This window comes from Psychrobacter sp. ASPA161_9 (genome assembly GCF_051970275.1).
Taxonomy (GTDB): domain Bacteria; phylum Pseudomonadota; class Gammaproteobacteria; order Pseudomonadales; family Moraxellaceae; genus Psychrobacter.
In genome coordinates this window covers 89082-110002 of sequence record NZ_JBEFNI010000009.1, presented here as the reverse complement: position 1 = coordinate 110002, position 20921 = coordinate 89082, and the positions used below count along the sequence as shown (strand labels likewise).

Annotated in this window: 31 protein-coding genes; 3 read left to right on the top strand and 28 right to left on the bottom strand. The window is 43.3% G+C overall.

The genetic code is table 11. The features are described 5' to 3' along the window. Window positions 1-114 precede the first annotated feature (114 nt). The 28 genes from rpmJ to ACTQ9S_RS11095 form a co-directional block, all read right to left on the bottom strand. Complete coding sequence (gene rpmJ, locus ACTQ9S_RS11230) at window positions 115-231, bottom strand: 50S ribosomal protein L36 (protein ID WP_010196721.1); 117 nt, start codon at window positions 229-231, stop codon at window positions 115-117. Between the two features lie 30 nt (window positions 232-261). Next, entirely contained in the window at window positions 262-1593 is a 1332-nt protein-coding gene (secY, locus tag ACTQ9S_RS11225) for a preprotein translocase subunit SecY (protein WP_440455003.1), read from the bottom strand. A 19-nt stretch (window positions 1594-1612) separates the two neighbouring features. Beyond that, window positions 1613-2053 (bottom strand): 50S ribosomal protein L15, encoded by a 441-nt coding sequence (gene rplO / locus ACTQ9S_RS11220; protein WP_068034621.1) that lies wholly within the window; start codon window positions 2051-2053, stop codon window positions 1613-1615. After that, complete coding sequence (gene rpmD / locus ACTQ9S_RS11215) at window positions 2053-2232, bottom strand: 50S ribosomal protein L30 (RefSeq protein ID WP_010196714.1); 180 nt, start codon at window positions 2230-2232, stop codon at window positions 2053-2055. Before rpmD ends, rplO begins: the two co-directional genes overlap by 1 nt. Window positions 2233-2252: 20 nt before the next feature. After that, window positions 2253-2768: a 30S ribosomal protein S5 gene (rpsE, locus tag ACTQ9S_RS11210; RefSeq protein ID WP_010196711.1), complete on the bottom strand. Its 516-nt coding sequence runs from the start codon at window positions 2766-2768 to the stop codon at window positions 2253-2255. A 2-nt stretch (window positions 2769-2770) separates the two neighbouring features. Then, window positions 2771-3121 carry a 50S ribosomal protein L18 gene (rplR, locus tag ACTQ9S_RS11205; RefSeq protein WP_068034619.1) on the bottom strand — a complete coding sequence of 117 codons (351 nt, stop codon included), beginning with the start codon at window positions 3119-3121 and terminating at the stop codon, window positions 2771-2773. 11 nt (window positions 3122-3132) lie between these two features. Then, entirely contained in the window at window positions 3133-3666 is a 534-nt protein-coding gene (gene rplF / locus ACTQ9S_RS11200) for a 50S ribosomal protein L6 (RefSeq protein WP_068034617.1), read from the bottom strand. Between the two features lie 207 nt (window positions 3667-3873). Next, on the bottom strand, window positions 3874-4272 hold the full coding sequence (gene rpsH, locus ACTQ9S_RS11195) for a 30S ribosomal protein S8 (protein WP_350657444.1): 399 nt from the start codon (window positions 4270-4272) through the stop codon (window positions 3874-3876). A gap of 11 nt (window positions 4273-4283) precedes the next feature. Next, window positions 4284-4589 (bottom strand): 30S ribosomal protein S14, encoded by a 306-nt coding sequence (gene rpsN, locus ACTQ9S_RS11190; RefSeq protein ID WP_068034613.1) that lies wholly within the window; start codon window positions 4587-4589, stop codon window positions 4284-4286. Window positions 4590-4601: 12 nt separating this feature from the next. Beyond that, a complete protein-coding gene (gene rplE, locus ACTQ9S_RS11185; RefSeq protein ID WP_068034610.1) occupies window positions 4602-5138 on the bottom strand; it encodes a 50S ribosomal protein L5 in 537 nt (178 codons plus the stop codon). Between the two features lie 21 nt (window positions 5139-5159). After that, window positions 5160-5477 (bottom strand): 50S ribosomal protein L24, encoded by a 318-nt coding sequence (gene rplX / locus ACTQ9S_RS11180; protein ID WP_011279796.1) that lies wholly within the window; start codon window positions 5475-5477, stop codon window positions 5160-5162. A gap of 8 nt (window positions 5478-5485) precedes the next feature. After that, window positions 5486-5854: a 50S ribosomal protein L14 gene (gene rplN / locus ACTQ9S_RS11175; RefSeq protein WP_010196702.1), complete on the bottom strand. Its 369-nt coding sequence runs from the start codon at window positions 5852-5854 to the stop codon at window positions 5486-5488. Between the two features lie 181 nt (window positions 5855-6035). Further along, entirely contained in the window at window positions 6036-6311 is a 276-nt protein-coding gene (gene rpsQ, locus ACTQ9S_RS11170; RefSeq protein ID WP_021813375.1) for a 30S ribosomal protein S17, read from the bottom strand. Then, window positions 6308-6505 (bottom strand): 50S ribosomal protein L29, encoded by a 198-nt coding sequence (rpmC, locus tag ACTQ9S_RS11165; protein ID WP_010196696.1) that lies wholly within the window; start codon window positions 6503-6505, stop codon window positions 6308-6310. The genes rpsQ and rpmC overlap by 4 nt, the downstream gene beginning before the upstream one ends. Next, complete coding sequence (gene rplP / locus ACTQ9S_RS11160) at window positions 6505-6918, bottom strand: 50S ribosomal protein L16 (protein WP_010196693.1); 414 nt, start codon at window positions 6916-6918, stop codon at window positions 6505-6507. The genes rpmC and rplP overlap by 1 nt, the downstream gene beginning before the upstream one ends. A gap of 3 nt (window positions 6919-6921) precedes the next feature. Further along, window positions 6922-7647 (bottom strand): 30S ribosomal protein S3, encoded by a 726-nt coding sequence (gene rpsC, locus ACTQ9S_RS11155; protein ID WP_068034605.1) that lies wholly within the window; start codon window positions 7645-7647, stop codon window positions 6922-6924. A 3-nt stretch (window positions 7648-7650) separates the two neighbouring features. Further along, on the bottom strand, window positions 7651-7980 hold the full coding sequence (gene rplV, locus ACTQ9S_RS11150) for a 50S ribosomal protein L22 (RefSeq protein ID WP_021813373.1): 330 nt from the start codon (window positions 7978-7980) through the stop codon (window positions 7651-7653). A gap of 10 nt (window positions 7981-7990) precedes the next feature. Then, complete coding sequence (gene rpsS / locus ACTQ9S_RS11145; protein WP_068034604.1) at window positions 7991-8266, bottom strand: 30S ribosomal protein S19; 276 nt, start codon at window positions 8264-8266, stop codon at window positions 7991-7993. 11 nt (window positions 8267-8277) lie between these two features. Further along, a complete protein-coding gene (rplB, locus tag ACTQ9S_RS11140; RefSeq protein WP_350657443.1) occupies window positions 8278-9105 on the bottom strand; it encodes a 50S ribosomal protein L2 in 828 nt (275 codons plus the stop codon). Window positions 9106-9116: 11 nt separating this feature from the next. Next, window positions 9117-9467 carry a 50S ribosomal protein L23 gene (gene rplW / locus ACTQ9S_RS11135; protein ID WP_068034600.1) on the bottom strand — a complete coding sequence of 117 codons (351 nt, stop codon included), beginning with the start codon at window positions 9465-9467 and terminating at the stop codon, window positions 9117-9119. Further along, a complete protein-coding gene (gene rplD / locus ACTQ9S_RS11130; RefSeq protein ID WP_068034598.1) occupies window positions 9464-10066 on the bottom strand; it encodes a 50S ribosomal protein L4 in 603 nt (200 codons plus the stop codon). The genes rplW and rplD overlap by 4 nt, the downstream gene beginning before the upstream one ends. Window positions 10067-10080: 14 nt before the next feature. Further along, on the bottom strand, window positions 10081-10719 hold the full coding sequence (gene rplC, locus ACTQ9S_RS11125) for a 50S ribosomal protein L3 (protein WP_068034596.1): 639 nt from the start codon (window positions 10717-10719) through the stop codon (window positions 10081-10083). A 49-nt stretch (window positions 10720-10768) separates the two neighbouring features. Then, the gene (rpsJ, locus tag ACTQ9S_RS11120; RefSeq protein ID WP_010196670.1) at window positions 10769-11080 is read right to left on the bottom strand and encodes a 30S ribosomal protein S10; all 312 of its coding nucleotides are present in this window, start codon (window positions 11078-11080) and stop codon (window positions 10769-10771) included. A 490-nt stretch (window positions 11081-11570) separates the two neighbouring features. Further along, complete coding sequence (locus tag ACTQ9S_RS11115; RefSeq protein WP_440454978.1) at window positions 11571-13166, bottom strand: Rne/Rng family ribonuclease; 1596 nt, start codon at window positions 13164-13166, stop codon at window positions 11571-11573. A 188-nt stretch (window positions 13167-13354) separates the two neighbouring features. Then, window positions 13355-14050 (bottom strand): Maf family protein, encoded by a 696-nt coding sequence (locus tag ACTQ9S_RS11110; protein ID WP_440454977.1) that lies wholly within the window; start codon window positions 14048-14050, stop codon window positions 13355-13357. A 104-nt stretch (window positions 14051-14154) separates the two neighbouring features. After that, window positions 14155-14640, bottom strand: coding sequence for a rod shape-determining protein MreD (gene mreD, locus ACTQ9S_RS11105; protein ID WP_068034589.1), 486 nt, complete (start codon window positions 14638-14640; stop codon window positions 14155-14157). Window positions 14641-14662: 22 nt separating this feature from the next. Continuing rightward, window positions 14663-15529, bottom strand: coding sequence for a rod shape-determining protein MreC (mreC, locus tag ACTQ9S_RS11100; RefSeq protein WP_440454976.1), 867 nt, complete (start codon window positions 15527-15529; stop codon window positions 14663-14665). 184 nt (window positions 15530-15713) lie between these two features. Further along, window positions 15714-16742: a rod shape-determining protein gene (locus tag ACTQ9S_RS11095; protein ID WP_068034585.1), complete on the bottom strand. Its 1029-nt coding sequence runs from the start codon at window positions 16740-16742 to the stop codon at window positions 15714-15716. 678 nt (window positions 16743-17420) lie between these two features. On the opposite strand from ACTQ9S_RS11095, the gene gatC reads away from it, so the two are divergent. The 3 genes from gatC to gatB all read left to right on the top strand — a co-directional run bounded on the left by gatC (window position 17421) and on the right by gatB (window position 20831). Then, window positions 17421-17735 (top strand): Asp-tRNA(Asn)/Glu-tRNA(Gln) amidotransferase subunit GatC, encoded by a 315-nt coding sequence (gene gatC, locus ACTQ9S_RS11090; RefSeq protein WP_068034583.1) that lies wholly within the window; start codon window positions 17421-17423, stop codon window positions 17733-17735. Between the two features lie 70 nt (window positions 17736-17805). Then, a complete protein-coding gene (gene gatA, locus ACTQ9S_RS11085) occupies window positions 17806-19302 on the top strand; it encodes an Asp-tRNA(Asn)/Glu-tRNA(Gln) amidotransferase subunit GatA (protein WP_440454975.1) in 1497 nt (498 codons plus the stop codon). Next, window positions 19302-20831 carry an Asp-tRNA(Asn)/Glu-tRNA(Gln) amidotransferase subunit GatB gene (gene gatB, locus ACTQ9S_RS11080; protein WP_440454974.1) on the top strand — a complete coding sequence of 510 codons (1530 nt, stop codon included), beginning with the start codon at window positions 19302-19304 and terminating at the stop codon, window positions 20829-20831. The genes gatA and gatB overlap by 1 nt, the downstream gene beginning before the upstream one ends. Window positions 20832-20921 lie beyond the last annotated feature (90 nt).

Here is a 20921-nt window from a genome sequence, read left to right as displayed (position 1 = left end):
ATAAAAGTTTTTGCATAAACTACGGCAAGTGGCGGATGATATCGCATCCGCCGTTATTATTCAAGTATTATTTAAATATATAGATTTGGCTTAAGGCCAACTTCTATCTACCAATTAACCTTGACGTTGCTTGTGGCGTGGTTCTGCTGTGCAAATGATATGTACACGACCTTTACGGCGCACAACCTTACAGCTACCACAAATCTTCTTAACTGATGCTTGAACTTTCATAGCATGCTCCTTGAGATATCACACTACTCGTTAGGGTTGAGTAGGTGACTGAATTAACGTCTGATCATGGTATTGATGGGTCATCAAATGCGCCTGAATTTGCGATATGAAGTCCATTACCACAACCACCATAATCAGTAACGATGTACCACCAAGATTGAACGGCACACCAAATGATGACTGGATGACCATCGGCATTAAACAAATAACCGTCATGTATATCGCGCCAATAAAGGTTAATCGGTTTAATACATGATCGAGGTAACGCTGAGTTTGTTGTCCGGGGCGAATACCTGGAATATAAGCACCGCTACGTTTAAGGTTTTCGGCAACTTCACGTGGACTAAAAACCAATGCTGTATAGAAATAGCAAAAGAAGATAATCATCGCACCAAACAGGACTAAATATAATGGCTGTCCTGGAGACAACACTAATGCCATATTTTGTAATATTTTTTGGGTAAAAGTAGGATCAGTTGAATGACCAACCCACTGCCCTAAACTTGCTGGGAACAAAAGTAACGAGCTAGCAAAAATGGCAGGGATAACTCCTGCCATGTTTATTTTCAACGGCAAATGTGACTGCTGTTGAGCATAAATTTTGCGGCCTTGCTGTTGTTTCTGTGCATAGTTCACAGGAACACGGCGCTGGGCACGCTCAATATAAACGATACCAGCAGTAACCGCGACACCTAATAATATAAAAATAAATAGCACAATCAAGTTCATCTGACCTTGATTGACCTGTTCAATAGACTGCGAAATCATTCCAGGCGTACCAGCAACAATACTGGCAAAAATAAGCATTGAAATACCATTACCTACGCCACGCTCTGTAATCTGCTCACCGAGCCACATTAAGAACATAGCGCCTGCTACCAATGAAGTGACAGCAGGAATGTAAAAGGTAAGACCAGTAGACAATGTCAAGTTTTGACTGATTAAGCCAGCACACATTCCTAATGACTGTACTAGTGCTAAAGCAAGTGTTCCCTGACGGGTATACTTGTTTAGCTTACGTCGTCCCGCTTCACCCTCTTTTTTGAGAGCTTCAAGCGATGGTAATACTGCAGACATCATTTGTACAATAATAGATGCTGAAATATATGGCATAATACCAAGTGCCATAATGGACATACGTTCTAGTGCACCACCTGAGAACATGTTAAACATACTCAGAATGGTGTTTTCGTTGCGCGAAAACAGATCAGCCAAATTGACCGGGTTAATACCCGGAACTGGAATATGTGACCCTAAACGATAAACAATCAATGCGCCGATTAAGAATAATAAACGCGTCCATAGTTCATCATACTTACGTATGAATGCAAATGGATTTAGCGGTATACCAGCCGATGACATTGATTGCTTGGACACGTTACTACTCCTCGATGCTACCACCAGCAGCTTCGATTGCTTGCTTGGCACCTTTAGTCACTTTAATACCTTTAAAAGTATAAGCTTTGGTGACTTCGCCTGACAGCATAATACGGGCACGCTTCATGTCATGACGGATAAGGTTAGCAGCTTTAAGTGTTTCAATGCTAACCACATCGCCTTCAATTTTATTCAGTTCAGACAGACGAACTTCAGCAGTTGTCATTGCCATTTTACTGGTAAAACCAAATTTTGGTAGACGACGATATAAAGGCATTTGACCACCTTCAAATCCTGAGCGAATGCTAGAACCTGAACGAGATTTCTGACCTTTTACACCACGACCACCAGTCTTACCAAGACCTGAACCGATACCACGACCACGACGTTGGGCAGTTTTCTTTGCGCCAACACCTGGTGATAATTCATTTAATCTAAGACCCATTACGCTTCCTCCACTTTTACCATGTAGTTGACGCGATTAACCATACCACGTGTTGAAGGAGTATCTTCTACTTCAACAGTATGATTAATACGGCGTAAACCCAATCCTTTCAAGCTCGCTTTGTGGCTCTTTAGGCGATGGGCACCCGATTTAAATTGAGTGACTTTCATTTTTTTCATCGTAACTCACCTAGTCTAAGTTAACCCAAGATTTCGTCTACAGATTTACCACGTTTTGCTGCCATCTTCTCTGGAGTTGACATATCACGTAAACCGTTAAACGTTGCACGAACAACGTTAGCAGTATTGGTAGAACCATAACATTTAGTCAAAACATCTTTGACACCAGCAACTTCTAATACAGCACGCATTGCGCCACCAGCGATTACGCCAGTACCTTCAGATGCAGGTTGCATATAGACTTTACTAGCGCCATGACGTGCTTTGATCGGATGATACAAAGTTGCATCATTAAGCTCAACAGTAATCATATTACGTTTTGCAGCTTCTAGTGCTTTTTGAATAGCAGCTGGCACTTCACGTGCTTTACCACGACCAAAACCGACACGACCATTACCATCACCTACTACGGTTAACGCAGTAAAAGAGAAGATACGACCGCCCTTGACCACTTTTGCAACGCGATCAACGGTAACAAGGCGTTCTACTAGACCGTCTGTTTGTTCATTTTTATCATTTTTATCATTTCTAGCCATGATTAAAACTCCAATCCGTTTTCGCGAGCTGCTTCAGCTAAAGCTTTAACTCGACCATGATATTTAAAACCACTACGGTCAAAGGCAACTTTAGTAATGCCAGCTGCTTTTGCGCGTTCTGCGATCATTTGGCCTACAGACGTCGCTGCATCAGCGTTGCCAGTCGCGCCTGAGCGCAAGCTGCCGTCTAAGGTAGATGCCTGAGCAATCACTTCACCACCGTTCGGAGAGATAATCTGGGCATAAATGTGCTTCGGCGTGCGGTTAACCGTCAGACGATGAACGCCTAAAAAACGGATATGCGCGCGGGTTTTCTTAGCTCGACGCAGACGAGCTGCTTTTTTATCAAACATTTCAACTCACCTTATTTTTTCTTAGCTTCTTTGCGAACCACATGTTCGTCGCTATAACGAATACCTTTGCCTTTATAAGGCTCTGGTGGGCGGAAACCACGGATATTAGCCGCTGCTTGACCAAGCTGCTGTTTATTGTTTGATTTTAAAACAATTTCAGTTTGCGTTGGAGTTTCAGCTGACACACCTTCAGGTAGCGTATATTCTACTGGATGCGAGTAACCAACGTTAAGGATTACTTTATTGCCAGTAGCTTGCGCACGGTAACCAACACCAATTAGTTGAAGACGTTTTTCAAAGCCTTCATTGACGCCTGTAACATAATTGTTAAGCAGGGCGCGCATGGTGCCAGTATGCATCATAGCTTCTTTTGAATCGACTGTAGGTGAGAAAATGATTGCATCATCTTCCTGTTTCAGCTCGACCAATTCATGCAGGCGTAAAGACATATTGCCGTTCTTGCCTTTAACTTCGACCTGCCGATCGTTCAAAGTAACGCTCACGCCATTGGGTAGCGTCACTGGGGCTTTAGCCACACGAGACATAGGAATATTCCTTGAAAAATTAAAACTTATATTAGCGAAAAAACTAACAGGCTAAAAAGCCTGCTAGTTTATCATAATTGATCCTATTAAACACTAACGAATTTTTATGAAATCGCTAGACGTCTAATTTACTTTAAGTTTAGAGCAATCTTTATCAGATTGAAGCTAACTTAAAAGGATTCAAATAGACTTTATCGTTGTGCTGCCTTAAGCAACAAATGCAACGATTTCACCACCGATACCAGCAGCGCGAGCAGCACGATCACTCATAATGCCTTGGCTAGTTGATACGATAGCAACACCCATACCTTGCTTAACAGTAGGGATAGCGTCTTTACCGCGATGCTGGCGTAAACCAGGACGGCTAAAACGTTGGATAGTTTCGATGACAGCTTTGCCTTCGAAGTATTTTAGTTCAATAGTAAGTGTTGCTTTGTTGTTATCTTCTTCAGTAACAACAGCACTAGCTACATAGCCTTCACTAACTAATAAGTCAGCAATTGATTTACGTAGTTTTGAGCTTGGCATCGCTACGGATACTTTATTAGCCATTTGTGCGTTACGAATACGGGTTAGCATATCCCCAACGGTATCTTGCATACTCATGTAATTACCCCTTACCAGCTTGCTTTACGAACACCAGGCACATCGCCTTGCATGACTCGCTCACGCAGCATATTGCGTGATAAGCCAAACTTACGGAAGTAGCCATGAGGACGACCGGTGATAGCACAACGATTGCGCAGACGTACTGGCGATGAATTACGTGGTAAAGCTTGTAGCTCTAACATCGCGTCCATACGCTCTTCGTCACTTGCAGTCATATCACTGATGGTTTCTTTTAGCTTAATACGCTTTTCAGCATATTTAGCAACCATTTTTTCGCGCTTTAATTCGCGGTTAATCATGCTCTTTTTTGCCATAACGTCTTTACCTTATTTAAATGGGAAGCCGAATGCTTTAAGTAACGCACGACCTTCTTCATCAGATTGAGCTGACGTGGTGATCGTCACATCCATACCACGGATACGATCAATCTTGTCAAAATCTACTTCTGGGAATACGATTTGTTCTTTGATACCCAGTGAATAGTTACCACGTCCGTCAAAGGCTTTAGGTGAAAAACCACGGAAATCGCGAATACGAGGAATTGCAATGGCAATCAGACGATCTAAAAATTCGTACATTTGCTCACCGCGTAGCGTTACTTTACAGCCAATTGGCCATTCTTCACGAATTTTAAAGCCAGCAACTGATTTACGCGCTTTGGTGACGACAGGCTTTTGACCAGCAATCGCTGTCATGTCAGCTACTGCACCTTCAAGCAATTTCTTGTCTTGAGACGCACCGCCTACACCCATGTTAATTGTGACTTTAGTGATTTTAGGCACTTGCATCACATTGTCTAAACCAAGCTCTTCTTTGATTTGCTGCTTTAGTTTATCGTTATATAAAGATTTTAATCTTGCCATTACCATTACACCCTTAGTGTCTTACGCAGTCGCCACTACTTCACCGTTCGAACGATAGACGCGTTGTTTCTTGCCGTCTTCGCCGAATTGATAAGTAATACGGTCTGCTTTTTGGGTTTGCGCATTTAAGATTGCGACATTTGAGATATGCAGAAAAGCTTCTTGCTTAAGAATGCCACCTTCAACGCCAGTTGCCTGATTTGGCTTCTGATGTTTAGTAACAATATTAATGCCTTCTACTTTAATACGATCATTTTTTACAGCTTGTACAGTACCTTGTTTGCCTTTATCTTTACCAGCAATCACGATAACTGTATCGCCTTTACGTAATTTTGACATGGATTACCTCACAATACTTCTGGTGCTAGTGATACAATTTTCATAAACTGATCACCACGTAGTTCACGAGTTACCGGTCCAAAAATACGAGTTGCAATCGGTGCTTTATTTTGGTTCAACAATACCGCAGCATTGTCGTCAAAACGCAGAACAGAACCATCAGGACGACGAACGCCTTTTTTGGTACGTACAACTACCGCATTCATCACATCGCCTTTTTTAACACGACCGCGAGGAATGGCTTCTTTAACCGTTACTTTAATAATGTCGCCAACTGATGCATAACGACGATGAGAACCACCCAGTACTTTAATGCACTGAACTCGCCTTGCACCGCTATTATCTGCAACTTCCAGCATTGACTCAACCTGAATCATAGCGTTACTCCACACGTATGAGCAAAAAAACCAGTTGCTGCCGCTAGCACAGTATGAGTAGACGGCATTTTAATGTAAATAACCGCACCTTACTCTTAATGTGAGTGATATACGCTCGGCGCAATCAGCATCCTTAAAAAGGCGGCTATTTTAACAGCTTCTGGCTTTTAATGCAATTTACTTAGATTTTTTCTACTTTTTCAACCACATCAACTAAAGTCCAAGACTTAGTTTTTGAGATTGGACGCGTTTCTTTGATGCGGACAAGGTCGCCTTGTTGGCAAACGTTATTCTCATCATGGGCCTTAATTTTTGTAGAACGACGAAGCTGTTTGCCATACAAAGGATGACGAACCAGACGCTCAATCAAAACCGTGATGGACTTGTCCATCTTGTCGCTGACAACTCGTCCTGTCAATACGCTAGCATTGGTAGCTGTTTGATTGTTATCGCTCATGAGTCGCCTCGTTGTTTCTCGTTAATCAAAGTCTGAATCTGAGCAATCGTGCGACGATTGCCTCTGACTTCATGGGTATTACCCAACTGACCAGTTGCTTTAGCCATACGAATACGGAAAGCATCAAGTTGCTTTTCATCAAGTAACTGAGTCAGTTCTTCTAATGATTTATCACGTAATTCACTGATCTTCATTACATTATCGTCCGCTTAACAATGGTAGTTTTAAAGGGCAGTTTTGCTGCAGCAAGCGTGAAAGCTTCACGTGCAAGTTCTTCTGGTACCCCTTCAATTTCATATAGCACTTTACCAGGTTTGATTTCGCATACCCAATACTCTACAGGACCTTTACCTTTACCCATACGTACTTCTAATGGTTTATTAGTAATAGGCTTATCTGGGAATACACGAATCCAAATCTTACCACCACGCTTAATTTTACGAGTAATGGTACGACGTGCCGCTTCAATTTGACGAGCTGTCATACGACCACGCGTCAAAGATTTTAGACCAATTTGTCCGAATGCAACGGTGCTTCCACGATGAGCTAGCCCAGTGTTACGACCTTTATGCATTTTACGAAACTTGGTACGTTTTGGCTGTAACATAGTTTAACCTCTGTCTGAGTTTCGACGGTTTCCACCACGACCACGGCGTTTTGGCGCACGAGTCTGCTCTTCTTTGACGGGATTGTATACACTATTCATTCCGTCAAGGATTTCGCCACGGAAAATCCAAACTTTTACACCAATGGTGCCGTAAGTTGTTTCCGCACGTACTGACGCATAGTCAATATCAGCGCGTAGTGTATGCAATGGCACACGACCTTCACGGTACCATTCAGAACGAGCAATCTCAGCACCGCCAAGACGGCCAGACAACTCAACTTTAATACCTTTAGCACCAGAACGCATACTGTTCTGTACAGCGCGTTTCATCGCACGACGGAACATAACGCGACGCTCAAGCTGACTAGCAATACCGTCTGCTACCAAACGAGCGTCAAGGTCAGGTGACGTGATTTCTTCAATGTTGACCTGAGCAGGTACGCCCATAATTTTGGTCAATTCTTTTTGAAGTCTTTCGATATCTTCGCCTTTTTTACCGATAACAATACCAGGACGCGCAGTGGCGATGGTAATCTTAGCAGCACCAGTAGGACGCTCGATCATTATGTTGCTGATCATAGCGTTATCTAGTTTTTTGCGTAAATATTCACGAACTTGAATATCGTTGATTAGGTATTCTGAGTATTGTTTAGGGTTAGCATACCAGTTTGCGTTATGCTTTTTTACAACACCAAGACGAATTCCGATTGGATGTACTTTTTGACCCATAACTTATTCTCCTACCTTTATAGTGATGTGACAGGTACGTTTACTGATACGATCAGCACGACCCTTAGCACGTGGTAGGATACGCTTTAGCGTGATGCCTTCATCGACATAGATAGTAGCGACTTTTAGGTCGTCGATATCTAATCCATGATTATGTTCGGCATTGGCGATGGCTGAGTTAAGACATTTCTTAACAAACACAGCGCCTTTTTTATTGCTATACGTTAGGATATCCAAAGCACGTTCGATAGATTTGCCACGAACTTCATCAGCAACGAGTCTAACTTTTTGTGCCGAGATGGCGGCACCGCGTAATTTTGCAGTTACTTCCATGGTAAGCACCTTATTTCTTAGCTTTTCTGTCAATGCCATGACCACGATACGTACGAGTCGGGGCAAATTCACCTAGTTTATGACCAACCATCTGCTCGCTCACGATAACCGGTACATGAGTACGGCCGTTGTGAACAGATAAAGTTAGGCCAACCATTTGTGGCAAAATCATCGAGCGGCGCGACCAAGTTTTAATCGGTTTGCGTGAGTTGGTTTCTAATGCATTCTCAACTTTAGCAAACAAGTGCGCGTCTATGAATGGACCTTTTTTCAATGAACGAGGCATGAAATTCTTCCTTATTTCTTCTTCTTGGCGCGACGGATGATCATATTGTCAGTACGCTTATTATGACGCGTTTTAAGTCCTTTAGACTTCTGACCCCAAGGGCTAGTTGGATGGCGACCTTTGTTACGACCTTCACCACCACCATGTGGGTGATCAACTGGGTTCATCGCTACACCGCGAACGGTAGGACGAATACCACGCCAACGTGAAGCACCGGCTTTACCAAGTGATTTCAAGTTGTTTTCAGTATTAGAAACTTCACCAATAACTGCACGGCAGTTGATATGTACACGGCGAGTTTCACCTGAACGCATACGAAGAATCGCATAAATTCCGTCACGACCTAATAACTGAACGCTTGCACCCGCTGCACGAGCCATCTGTGCGCCTTTACCGATTTTAAGTTCGATATTATGGATCACAGTACCCAATGGGATGTTTTTAAGCGGTAAACAGTTACCTGGACGAATTGGAGAATTTTCGCCTGACATTACTGTATCGCCAACTGCTTGTTTTTTAGCAGCAATGATATAGCGACGTTCGCCATCAGCATACTTAAGTAAAGCAATATGTGCAGTACGGTTAGGATCGTATTCAATACGCTCTACCGTTGCTGGAATATTGTCTTTGGTGCGTTTAAAATCAATAATACGGTAATGTTGCTTATGACCACCGCCAATATGACGAGTAGTTATACGGCCATTATTATTACGACCACCTGACTTACTTTTTGATTCGAGAAGCGCTGCATAAGGACGACCTTTGTAAAGGTGTGGATGCACCACTTTTTCAACAAAACGACGGCCTGGTGATGTTGGCTTTGCTTTTACGATAGGCATGAGTGTTATCCTTATTCGTTGTTCGCTGTTTCACTAGTAGAGGTAGTAGTATCAACTACGTCCTCACCAGCATCAGCCATTTGTACATCGTGACCAGCTTTTAGGGTAACATAGGCTTTTTTATAGTCATTACGACGGCCGATGCTCTTACCAAAACGCTTTGTCTTACCTTTAACATTCAAAGTGTTCACTTTAGTAACTTCAACACCTTCAAACATTAGCTCAACTGCTTTTTTGACTTCTAACTTAGTAGCGTTAGCATCAATTTTAAATACTTGCACGCCAAGTGAGTCACCAAGCATTTGAGATTTCTCTGAGAAGACAGGTCCTCTTAAGACCTGATAAAGTCTTGCGTTATTCATGCTAGTGCTTCCTCAAATTGTTTCGCAGCTTCAACTGACATGATCACTTTATCAAAGGCGATCAAGCTCACTGGATCCACTTCGTTTGTACCAAGTACATTGACGTGTGGAATATTGCGGGCGGCTAAGTATAAGTTTTCGTCAACATCTTTTGTGACGATAAGTGCACGAGGTGCATTTAATTCACTTAACTTTGCAATCAACTCTTTGGTCTTAGGTGCAGAGATTGTTAATTCTTCAACCAAGATTAGACGTTCTTGACGTATTAACTCGGCTAAGATGCACTGCATAGCGCCGCGATACATTTTGCGGTTAACTTTTTGTGACCAGTCTTGTGGTTTGGCCGCGAATGCACGTCCGCCCCCACGCCAGATTGGGCTACGAATAGAGCCTGCACGAGCGCGACCAGTACCCTTTTGGCGCCATGGCTTAATGCCACCGCCAGAAACTTCGGCACGGGTTTTTTGTGCACGTGTACCTTGACGAGCACCTGCAAGATATGCAGTGACGACTTGATGCACTAATGCTTCGTTGAATTCACGACCGAAAGCCGTATCAGAAAGCTCAACCGCCGCACCTGTAACTGTTTTTAAATCCACGTTAATCCCCTTGCTTAGGCTTTGATTGACGGACGTACGATAACGTCGCCACCGGTGGCACCTGGGATAGCACCCTTGATGACAAGTAACCCTTTTTCGGCATCAACCGAGACCACTTCTAGGCCTTGAACGGTAACACGTTTGTTACCCATTTGGCCCGCCATCTTTTTGCCTTTGAATACTTTACCTGGCGACTGGTTCTGACCAGTTGAACCATGTGCACGATGAGATACTGAGTTACCGTGCGTAGCATCTTGCATACTAAAGTTGTGACGTTTTACAGGACCTTGGAAACCTTTACCTTTACTATTTCCTGTAACATCAACCATCTGACCTTGTTCGAACAAGTCAGCTAGAATCTCACCACCAATCTCACGACCTTCAAGATCGCTTTCATTGGCACGAAATTCCCAAACACCACGACCAGCTTTAACGCCAGCTTTTGCGAAGTGACCTTTCTGTGCGGCTGTTACGCGGCTGTCACGACGAGTACCTGTGGTGATTTGAATGGCTTGATAGCCATCTACATCAGTATTTTTTACTTGAGTAATGCGGTTTGCATCGACCTCAATCACTGTTACAGGGATAGAGGCACCTGTCTCAGTGAAGACACGGGTCATGCCGCATTTTTTACCGACTAAACCGATCGCCATTTTAGACCTCTTTATATCTTATATTAATGGGTTGGGCATTTAATGTGCATTAACCCAAAGCAATTTGAACGTCAACGCCCGCCGCTAAATCTAACTTCATTAACGCGTCCACAGTTTTGTCAGTAGGTTGAACGATATCAACCATACGCTTATGAGTACGGATTTCGTACTGATCACGAGCGTCTTTATTGACGTGTGGCGAGGTTAGAACGTTGAAGCGCTCAATGCGAGTCGGCAACGGTACAGGACCACAAACTTGCGCACCGGTGCGCTTTGCAGTATCAACAATCTCTTGTGCAGATTGATCAATCAGACGATGATCAAAAGACTTAAGACGGATACGGATTCTCTGGTTAGCCATGCCAGCAAGCTCCTAATATGTGCTTTTATCATTCTTGCTTTGCAAGTAAATGAGTAAAAGCCGTTTGGTTAAATATTCACTTAAAGCGGCCTTCTGTTCTTAACCAGAATGAGTTCGTTAACGGAACTTATAGCGTACTAAAAGCAAAATAGTTTAAAGCCCCGCCGACCCTTCCATTATAGGATGTCAGCAAAGGCATAATGAAATAGTGCTAGAAACGATGCTCTAGCTGTCATAGCGCCAGCTTTTTTATTGGCCGCGCATATATAATTCAGTGGTGTATATTATACATAGTATTTATCTGATTGCAAGACCAATATCTAGAACACTCAACAGCATTATTAAAATTAGTTCACTTCAAAGTTAATCACTATCTATTATTAGTTATATATATTTGACTAATTTCTAAAATGAACTATTACAACTCTATTGACTACTTAATGTTTTAATTGCTTCATTCAAAACGCTAAGGTCAAAGACTAGTTACCGTCTAGTCTAATACAATATCATACTGCTCTTGGGTATATAGGTTTTCTACTTCAAAAGTAATAACTCGTCCTAATAAGTATTCAAGATCTGCAACTGTATCCGCTTCTGAGGTTAGTAATAAGTCAATAACGGCAGCATGAGCCACGACTGTAAACTTCTTTGGAGAGTTATAAGTACGAGCGCAGCGCATCATTTCACGAAATATCTCAAAGCAGACTGTTTCGGCTGTTTTGACAAAGCCGCGACCCTGGCATGTCGAGCAAGGCTCGCATAGTTGCTGCCCTAACGACTCACGTGTCCGTTTACGTGTCATCTCTACCAGACCAAGCTCACTGACTTGGGTGATATTAGTCTTGGCATAATCTTGAGTAAGCTGTTCTTGTAAGCTTGTCAGTACATCATCTTTATGTTCTTGCTCTAGCATATCGATGAAATCTAGAATAATGATGCCACCCAAATTACGCAGACGTATTTGACGGGCGATTGCATGTGTGGCTTCAAGATTGGTCTTATAGACAGTATCTTCTAATGAACGTCCGCCGACGAATGAGCCCGTATTGACATCAATAGTCGTCATCGCTTCGGTTTGATCAATAATCAGATAACCACCAGATTTTAAATCAACACGACGTTTTAAAGCATCGCGCAAGTCTTCTTCAACTCGATGCACATCAAACAGTGATTGCTCAGCAGTGTAGTGAACAATGCGATCATAGACAAAGGGCACAAACTCTTTAGCAAAATGCCGTACTTGCTCGTAGATTTGCGTATTGTCAACGATGACTTTTTCGGTGTCTGCATGTACCAAATCACGAATAGAGCGTAGCGGTAAAGACAGTTCTTGATAAATAAGCTCTGAGCTTTGATGGTGGTTCATCTCTTGTCGACGTGCACAAATAGTTCGCCAGAGCTGCACAAGATAGTAAATGTCTTCTTCAAGCTTATCGACAGGGACGCGCTCAGCCGCCGTACGCGCAATCAAACCACCTTTTAAATTGACTGTCTGCATCAGACTGGTCAGCTCAGTTTTGAGACGCGTGCGTTCATCATCACTATCAATACGCTGGGAGATACCAACATGATCGCTTGATGGCAAATATACTAGATAACGTGATGGTAATGAGACGTTGGTAGTCAGACGTGCGCCTTTACTACCTAATTGATCTTTAGTCACTTGTACTAAAATACGCTGACTTTCATGCAGGCGATGTTGGATAAGTGTCTTACTAGGTGCAGCTACGATCTCAGTGGTCTTTGCGCTGACAACAGGTGGCGTTATCTCCAGACTGTCGGCTAATGTTGCTCCAGTGTCCGTCGAATCCACGGTCTCTGGTACAGATTGGTTTTTATTCTTTGAAGTGGGCCGTGGTTCACGCTGCATATCATTGACATGTAAAAAAGCCGTACGTGACTGACCAATATCTACAAAGGCAGCCTGCATTCCTGGTAATACACGTACCACCGTACCCAGATAAATATTGCCTACTAATCCTAACTTATGATGGCGCTCTATGTAAATCTCGCCGAGCACACCATTATCCAAGACAGCCACGCGGCATTCCATGGGACTGACATTAATCAGCAGCTCTTCAGACATATTGTTTTTCTCTTATTGCTTATAGTTCTTATAAACAGTTCTTATAAATAGTGATGAATAGCTCTTTAATAAAAATATAGCTTTCTGAATTTGTAGTGTAACAAACGTCTTAGGGTACTGCCCACCATCCTGCCGTGTCATTATGTGACTAATTACTTTTGCATGCGCCTCTTCAATACCATTTACGCTTATAAACCGTAGATATTATGGCTTTTAGTTGCTTCATCAATTAATGCTAGCGTTTGTGCTAATGGTAATCCTACGACGTTAGTGTAACTACCATTAATACTCGTTACCCAAGCAGCGGCTAGACCCTGAATAGCGTAACCACCAGCTTTATCAGCAGGCTCATCGCTATCCCAGTAATCACTCATCATATCTTGCGTTAACGGGATAAAAGTGACATCAGTAGACTCAATGATTTGCTTTTGCCATACCACTTTTAACGGCTCATTACTTAATTGTTTATCAGCATCTGTCGTTGGCTTAGCAGGAAGCAATGCTACTAAGGTCGCTTGTACAGCAGTCCATACTTGATGAGTGTTATCAGACATCTGCTGCCACATACTATAGGCATGAGCGCGATCTGCTGGCTTGACTAGCACGGTCTTACCATCAGGCAGCACACCAATAGTGTCGGCTGTTAAAATTATAAATGGCGTAATTGGTTTAGATAGCTGAGAGCTATTACATTGATAGTCTAGGTTTAACTGGGCAATAGCGGCATCGGCTTTAGCAGCAATCATCCGTAGAATATAGTCTTTTGGAGATTCGTTATCATATGGCGTCTCATCAATGTCAACGCTCATAATAGTCAAGTCAAGCTGGGCACTGGCAAGAAGCTCTCGACGACGCGGCGAACCAGAAGCCAATAGGATATCCATCACTACTCTCTTATTGTCATAATGTTTTATAATTTTAGAACTATCAATGAGGTACTGAAATTCACTAAGCACTTATTTTATTCGACATAGCTAACGTACAAATTTTAACGAGTAAATCCGCGTAATATTAATAGTATGATTGGCCAGCTTAAGATACTCATTAATAAAGATAATCCCGATTGTGCGACAAACAAGTTTTGAGTCATCAGCTGCAATACCCATAAGCTTAGTTGAAAAACGATTAACCCTACCGCTGCTAAGAACCAAGCACTAAGCGTATTTAATTGCTTTATCTGAATGCTACATACCCTAAGTGCTAATACCATCACTACCGCTGCGAATGCTTGTTGACCAAGGTGAGTATCCATTAGTAAGTCAGCAGCAATACCAACAGTAAATGCTGTAAAAATACCAACGTAGCGTGGTTGAAATAATAACCAAAATATCAGCACCATAATCATGATCATGGGACGTAAGGTTGCTATGGTCGGGCTTAATGGATAGACATTAGGTGACGAAGCAACCACAAAGCTTAGTATGATTGCGAGCAGCATCTTACTAGGTGAATGCTCAGAGTTTGAAAGCGCCATGAGTGCTTGCCTTAACGTTTATTTAGCGACTGGCAGGTATTGATGATTGGGTGTCAATGTGCACTATTTTATCTTGCAGGATTAGTACATAAGCATTATCAACAAAATTGGCAGCAGGTGATACCTCGATGCTTCTAAAGTTATCAGCTTGGGTATCTTTAATACGAGCAATACGGCCTACTCGATAGCCTGCTGGAATACGTCCGCCAAGACCAGAAGACACTAACTCATCGCCAATACGTACGTCTGAGGTTTTGAATACGTAGTTAAGCCTTAGTGAGGTTGGGATACCCGCACCTGTGACGATTGCGCGTTGACCAGTACGCTTGATGGTTACTGCAACTGATTGCTGTTCATCAGTGATCAATAACAAGCGGCTGGTATTGGGATATACATTAATAATTTGTCCCAAAATACCGTTTTCATCAATAACTGTTTGCCCAACTTGGACACCATCTTGAGCGCCCTTATTAAGTACAACGATTTGCTTAAGCAAATTGGTATCTGTACCGATTACTTGTGCTAGATTTAGATCAAACAAGTCAGGCTTGGTAGTTGACAAAATGCCTTGCAAGCGTGCGTTTTGTGCCAACACATAATCTTGCTGCTGGAGCTTTGCTTGTGCATGAATAAGTTGCGACTTTAGTTGTACGTTTTCGCGGCGCAACGCTTCTTTTGATTGCACGCTACCACGTACCCAATGCTCAGCATAGCTTGGCAATAAAGAAAACTCATAGATAGGCTGCATGGCTGCATGGCTGATACTGCGAACAGGCTTGAACCACTCTGGATTTTTGCTATCAAACCACATGACTATTAGCGCCACTATTAATACAATAACAGTCCTACGAAGTGCGAGTGGTTGACGGGCAAAAATACTTGGGATCATAGGGCATCTAATTTGATCGGTACCCAGCGCGGGGTATAAAGCCATCACACATAAGAGATGACGACATATGCTAGTTATTAATGTGACAAAGGCAGTCTCGTTGACCGCCTCTGTGCAGATATTTTCTTTGGCTTAGATTTATCACCTAAAATGTATCTAAAGGCGCTTTAATAATCAAAAAGGCTTATACAAAAATCATATTCAAGCTTTTGTTATTAATGAAATCAAGCGCGATGCCACCGCCACGGCTAACACAGGTCAGTGGATCTTCTGCGACAGTAACTGGTAGACCAGTCTCTTTTGAGATGAGCTTGTCCAAATCACGTAGCAATGCGCCACCACCAGTCAAGACAATTCCACGTTCTGCAATATCCGATGATAACTCAGGCGGAGTCTGCTCAAGTGCTGCTTTTACTGCGCTCACGATACCACTTAATGGATCGCTTAGTGCTTTTTGAATCTCTTCTGAATTGATCGTAAACGTCTTAGGTACGCCTTCTGCCATACTACGACCGCGAACCTCTACTTCTAAATTGCTATCTTCGTTAAGCGCTGAACCTACTTCTTGTTTAATACGCTCAGCTGTGGTTTCACCAATCACGCAACCATGTGTACGGCGTACGTGGGTAATAATGGCATCATCAAACATATCACCGCCAATTCGGATTGACTCTGCATACACACAACCAGATAGCGCAATAACAGCAATCTCAGTAGTACCGCCGCCGATGTCAACAACCATTGAGCCACTGGCTTCGTGTACCGGCATGCCCGCACCAATAGCCGCTGCCATCGGCTCTTCTAATAACAATACCTTGTTAGCGCCTGCTGATGATACCGCTTCACGAATAGCCTTGCGCTCAACCAAAGTAGATTTGCAAGGTACGCAAACTACTACATTGGGCTGTGCCATAAAACGCTTGGCTTTTACTTTGGCGATAAAATGCTTCAGCATCTTTTGCGTCACTTCAAAGTCAGCAATGACACCGTCTTTTAATGGACGAATAGCCGTAATATTGGCAGGTGTTCGCCCTAGCATTTGCTTGGCATCAAGACCGACAGCAGCGACGGTAGGGTTTTGGGTACGGTTGCTACGTAAAGCGACCACTGTAGGCTCGTCGAGCACCACACCTTTATTAGGAATAAAGATTAAGGTGTTCGCAGTACCAAGGTCGATAGCGATATTATTTGATAAAAATCCAAACGGGTTCATTAATATATCCAGCGGCTTACAAATGAGGCGAATGAGATGACTGAGGCGGTGCTCGTCGGTATTGAATAGATTGTAGTCAGGTGCTCAGATTAGCAAAAGCGTATCTTTGCGACAAGTTGAATCCGAGCAATAATGACTAAAAGCCAAAAGTGAGCTAAATTATACCGATTTAGCTCAAAAAAAACACAGATATTTGCATCAGAAAGTCAGGATTTTAGTTTGAAACGCTAAAAGTTGTTACAAAGTTTGAAATAGTAGTAAATACTATTCAACTTAATGAAACATCATTTAATTCAATAACTAACAAGGCTCTATCAACAGTTGACAATTTTGCTCAATAGCAGGTGCATACTGTAACGTATTTCAGAACACAATGGGTGAGCAATTAGGAATGAAACATTAACTATACGGTCAGTTTTACAAACCATTCTATCTTGGTTGATATTATGCATCAATCAGGCGCCCTGCTCTGTAAACTTGGGTCAGATGCTTTATAATAAGCCAACTCTATATGAGATTCTTTAGCACTTATCTATTTTAGTTTTATTATTTACCTATATTAGGGCGTGTTTTTAATCTGAACAAGTGAACCTCTAATGGACTAATAGTCGCTTAATTGCTAATCGTTCAATTAATAAATACTTACTCTAACAAAAACTGTCCTTCACTGGAGAAATTATGTCACAGCAACCAGCAACGTCTGACAGCAACGTCAGCCGTGAAGAAATCTTAGAAGTTGCCAACCTTGCACGTTTAGGTGTTGATGAAAATACGGCGAGCAGCTATGCCGATGATATTAGTAAAGTATTAAAGCTGATGCATACTCTTAGCAACGTTGATACGACTGATATCAAACCATTATCGAATATCCATGAAGCTTGCCAAGAATTGCGTGCTGACGTTGCCAAACACGACATTAACCGCGAACGTAATCAATCGGTCGCGCCTGCTGTAGAAGATGGCCTGTATCTAGTGCCACAAGTTATTGAGTAATTTGTTCTACTTATTTTTGCGCTTATTTTATCCTATTTTACGCTATTAACATCTTGACGGACGACACCCTATGTCTGAACTTCATCTATTAAGTACCCAGCAACTCATTACGGGCTTGCAAGACAAACAATTCAGCAGCCTTGAGCTGACCGAACATTACATCAAGCGCATAGACGCGCTAGATAGCAAGATTAACAGCTTTATTACTCATACCTCGGAGACTGCCCGAGCGCAAGCGCAAGCAGCAGACGAGATGCGTGCACAAGGTGATAAAAGACGCTTATTGGGCGTGCCTATGGCGCATAAAGATATCTTTTGTACCCAAGGCGTATTAACGACTTGTGGCTCAAAAATGCTACATAACTTCGTCTCACCTTATAACGCCACTATTGTCTCTAACATTGATAAAGCGGGCATGATTAGCCTTGGTAAGCTCAATATGGATGAGTTTGCGATGGGCTCAGACAACAGCAGCTCTTATTACGGTACCGTGCAAAACCCTTGGGATCTAGAACGCGTTCCAGGTGGCTCATCGGGTGGTAGTGCCGCCGCTGTTGCTGCAGGTTTTATCCCAGTCGCAACCGGTAGTGACACGGGCGGCTCTATTCGTCAGCCTGCCTCATTTTGTGGCTTAACAGGCATTAAACCTACTTATGGCCGCGTATCGCGCTTCGGTATGATTGCCTACGCTTCAAGTCTTGACCAAGCTGGTAGCATGGGTCGTAGCGCTAAAGATTGCGCCTATCTATTGCAACCAATGATTGGTCATGATCCGCGCGATGCAACCTCTATCAAGCATGATATGCCGGACTACGTGCAAGATCTTAATGATGCAGAAGCCGCTGCTGGTGATAAGCCGTTTGATGGTTTACGTATTGGTGTCGCTAAAGAATATTTTAGTAAAGGGCTTGATGCTGAAGTAGAACAATCGGTACGTGCTGCTCTGAAGAAGTATGAAGAACTAGGCGCGACAATCGTAGAAGTGAACATCACTGACCCTGATATCACGCTTGCGACTTACTATATGTTAGCGCCTGCAGAAGCGTCTTCGAACCTGTCGCGCTTCGATGGCGTGCGTTTTGGTTATCGCTGTGAAAACCCAACCGATCTTATTGATTTATACACGCGCTCACGCTCTGAAGGCTTTGGTCCTGAAGTACAGCGCCGTATCTTGACAGGTACGTATGCGCTGTCTGCTGGTTATTTTGACGCTTATTATACTAAAGCACAAAAAATACGCCGCTTAATCGTCAAAGACTTCGAAGACGCTTTTGCCAACTGTGATGTCATTGCCAGTCCAACATCACCAACCGCTGCTTATAAGCTTGCCGAAGATCTTGACCCTGCTACGATGTACTTGGGTGACGTCTATACTATCGCAGTGAACTTAGCCGGTTTGCCTGCACTCAGCCAGCCAGTTGGTCTGACATCAGAAGGCTTACCTGTTGGCTTGCAATTAATAGGTCAATATTGGCAAGAAAGTAAACTGCTAGCCACCGCGCATCTGTTCCAGCAGCATACAGATCACCATTTGCAACACTCTACCATCGCGAAGGAGACGGTATAATGAACACAGCAACTACTACTGATAACAATGCCGTCCGCAAACACGCTGTTCGTAAAGAGCTATTCGTCGACGGTTATGAAGTGGTCATAGGGATTGAGATTCATTGCCAGCTTAATACAGAAAGTAAAATATTCTCCAGCGCACCGACTGACTTTGGTCATGAGCCAAACAGCCAAGCCAGTATCGTAGATTTAGGCTTGCCCGGTGTCCTACCAGTTCTAAATGCTGGCGTGGTAGATCGTGCGTTAAAATTCGGTATCGGCGTCAATGCTGAGCTGGGGCTATTTAATACCTTTGACCGTAAAAACTACTTTTATCCTGACTTGCCTAAAGGCTATCAAATCACTCAGATGGCCAACCCTATCGTCGGTGAAGGCTATATCGATGTCGTGGTTAATGAAGGCGAAAAGAACGAATATCCGAAACGTATGGGTATCACACGCGCGCATTTAGAAGAAGACGCTGGCAAGTCAGTACATGATGCTGTCGATGGCATGACTGGCGTGGATCTGAACCGTGCTGGTACACCACTGATCGAAATCGTCTCTGAGCCTGATATGCGTTCTGCTCACGAAGCACTGGCCTATATCAAAGCCATTCATCAGCTGGTCACGTGGCTAGGTATCTCAGATGCGGTCATGGCAGAAGGGTCATTCCGCTGCGACTGTAACGTCTCTGTGCGTAAGCCTGGCGCAGAATTGGGTACGCGTACTGAACTCAAAAACCTAAACTCGTTCCGCTTTATCGAACGCGCCATCAATCGTGAAATCGAGCGTCAAATAGATATCATTGAAGACGGCGGTAAAGTTATCCAAGCAACGATGCTTTATGATCCAGAGCGCGATGAAACTCGCACCATGCGTACCAAAGAAGACGCCAACGACTATCGCTACTTCCCTGATCCCGACCTGCTCCCTGTACGTATTGAGCAGCATACCGTTGATTCGATTAAAGCAGCCATGCCTGAGCTACCTGTTGCCCGCCGTGCACGTTTTGAAGAAGCGCTTGGTCTATCAGAATATGATGCTCGTATCTTGACGGGTAGCCGTCAACTTGCCGATTACTTCGAAGATGTTGTTGCCGAAGTGGGACAGCAAGATGCGAAGATGGCAGCTAACTGGGTCATGGGCGATCTACTGGGTGCACTGAATAAAGATGATAAAGACATTATCGACTCCCCTATCAGCGCCAAGCAATTGGCTGGCATGCTAGCGCGCATCAAAGATGATACGCTGTCTGGAAAATTGGCTAAGAAAGTCTTTAGCGCCCTGTATGAGCGCGAAGGCGGCAACGATGATGACGCAGCAGATAAAATCATCGAGGAAAAAGGCCTTAAGCAAGAAACGGATACGGGCGCTATCAAGGCTATCGTTGAAGAAGTCATCGCGAAAAACCAAACGATGGTGGAAGAGTATCGCGGCGGTAAAGAGAAAGCCTTTAACGGTCTGGTCGGACAAGTGATGAAAGCCAGTCGCGGTAGTGCTAACCCGCAGCAAGTGAATCAAATCCTAAAAGAAATATTGGGTTAAGGTAAACGTCAAAGTAGTTATGCTGACTATGTTACGTAGAATTGTGTTGTAAAAATCGAGCAAAATAAATAGCTCTTGCAATGTGTGCGA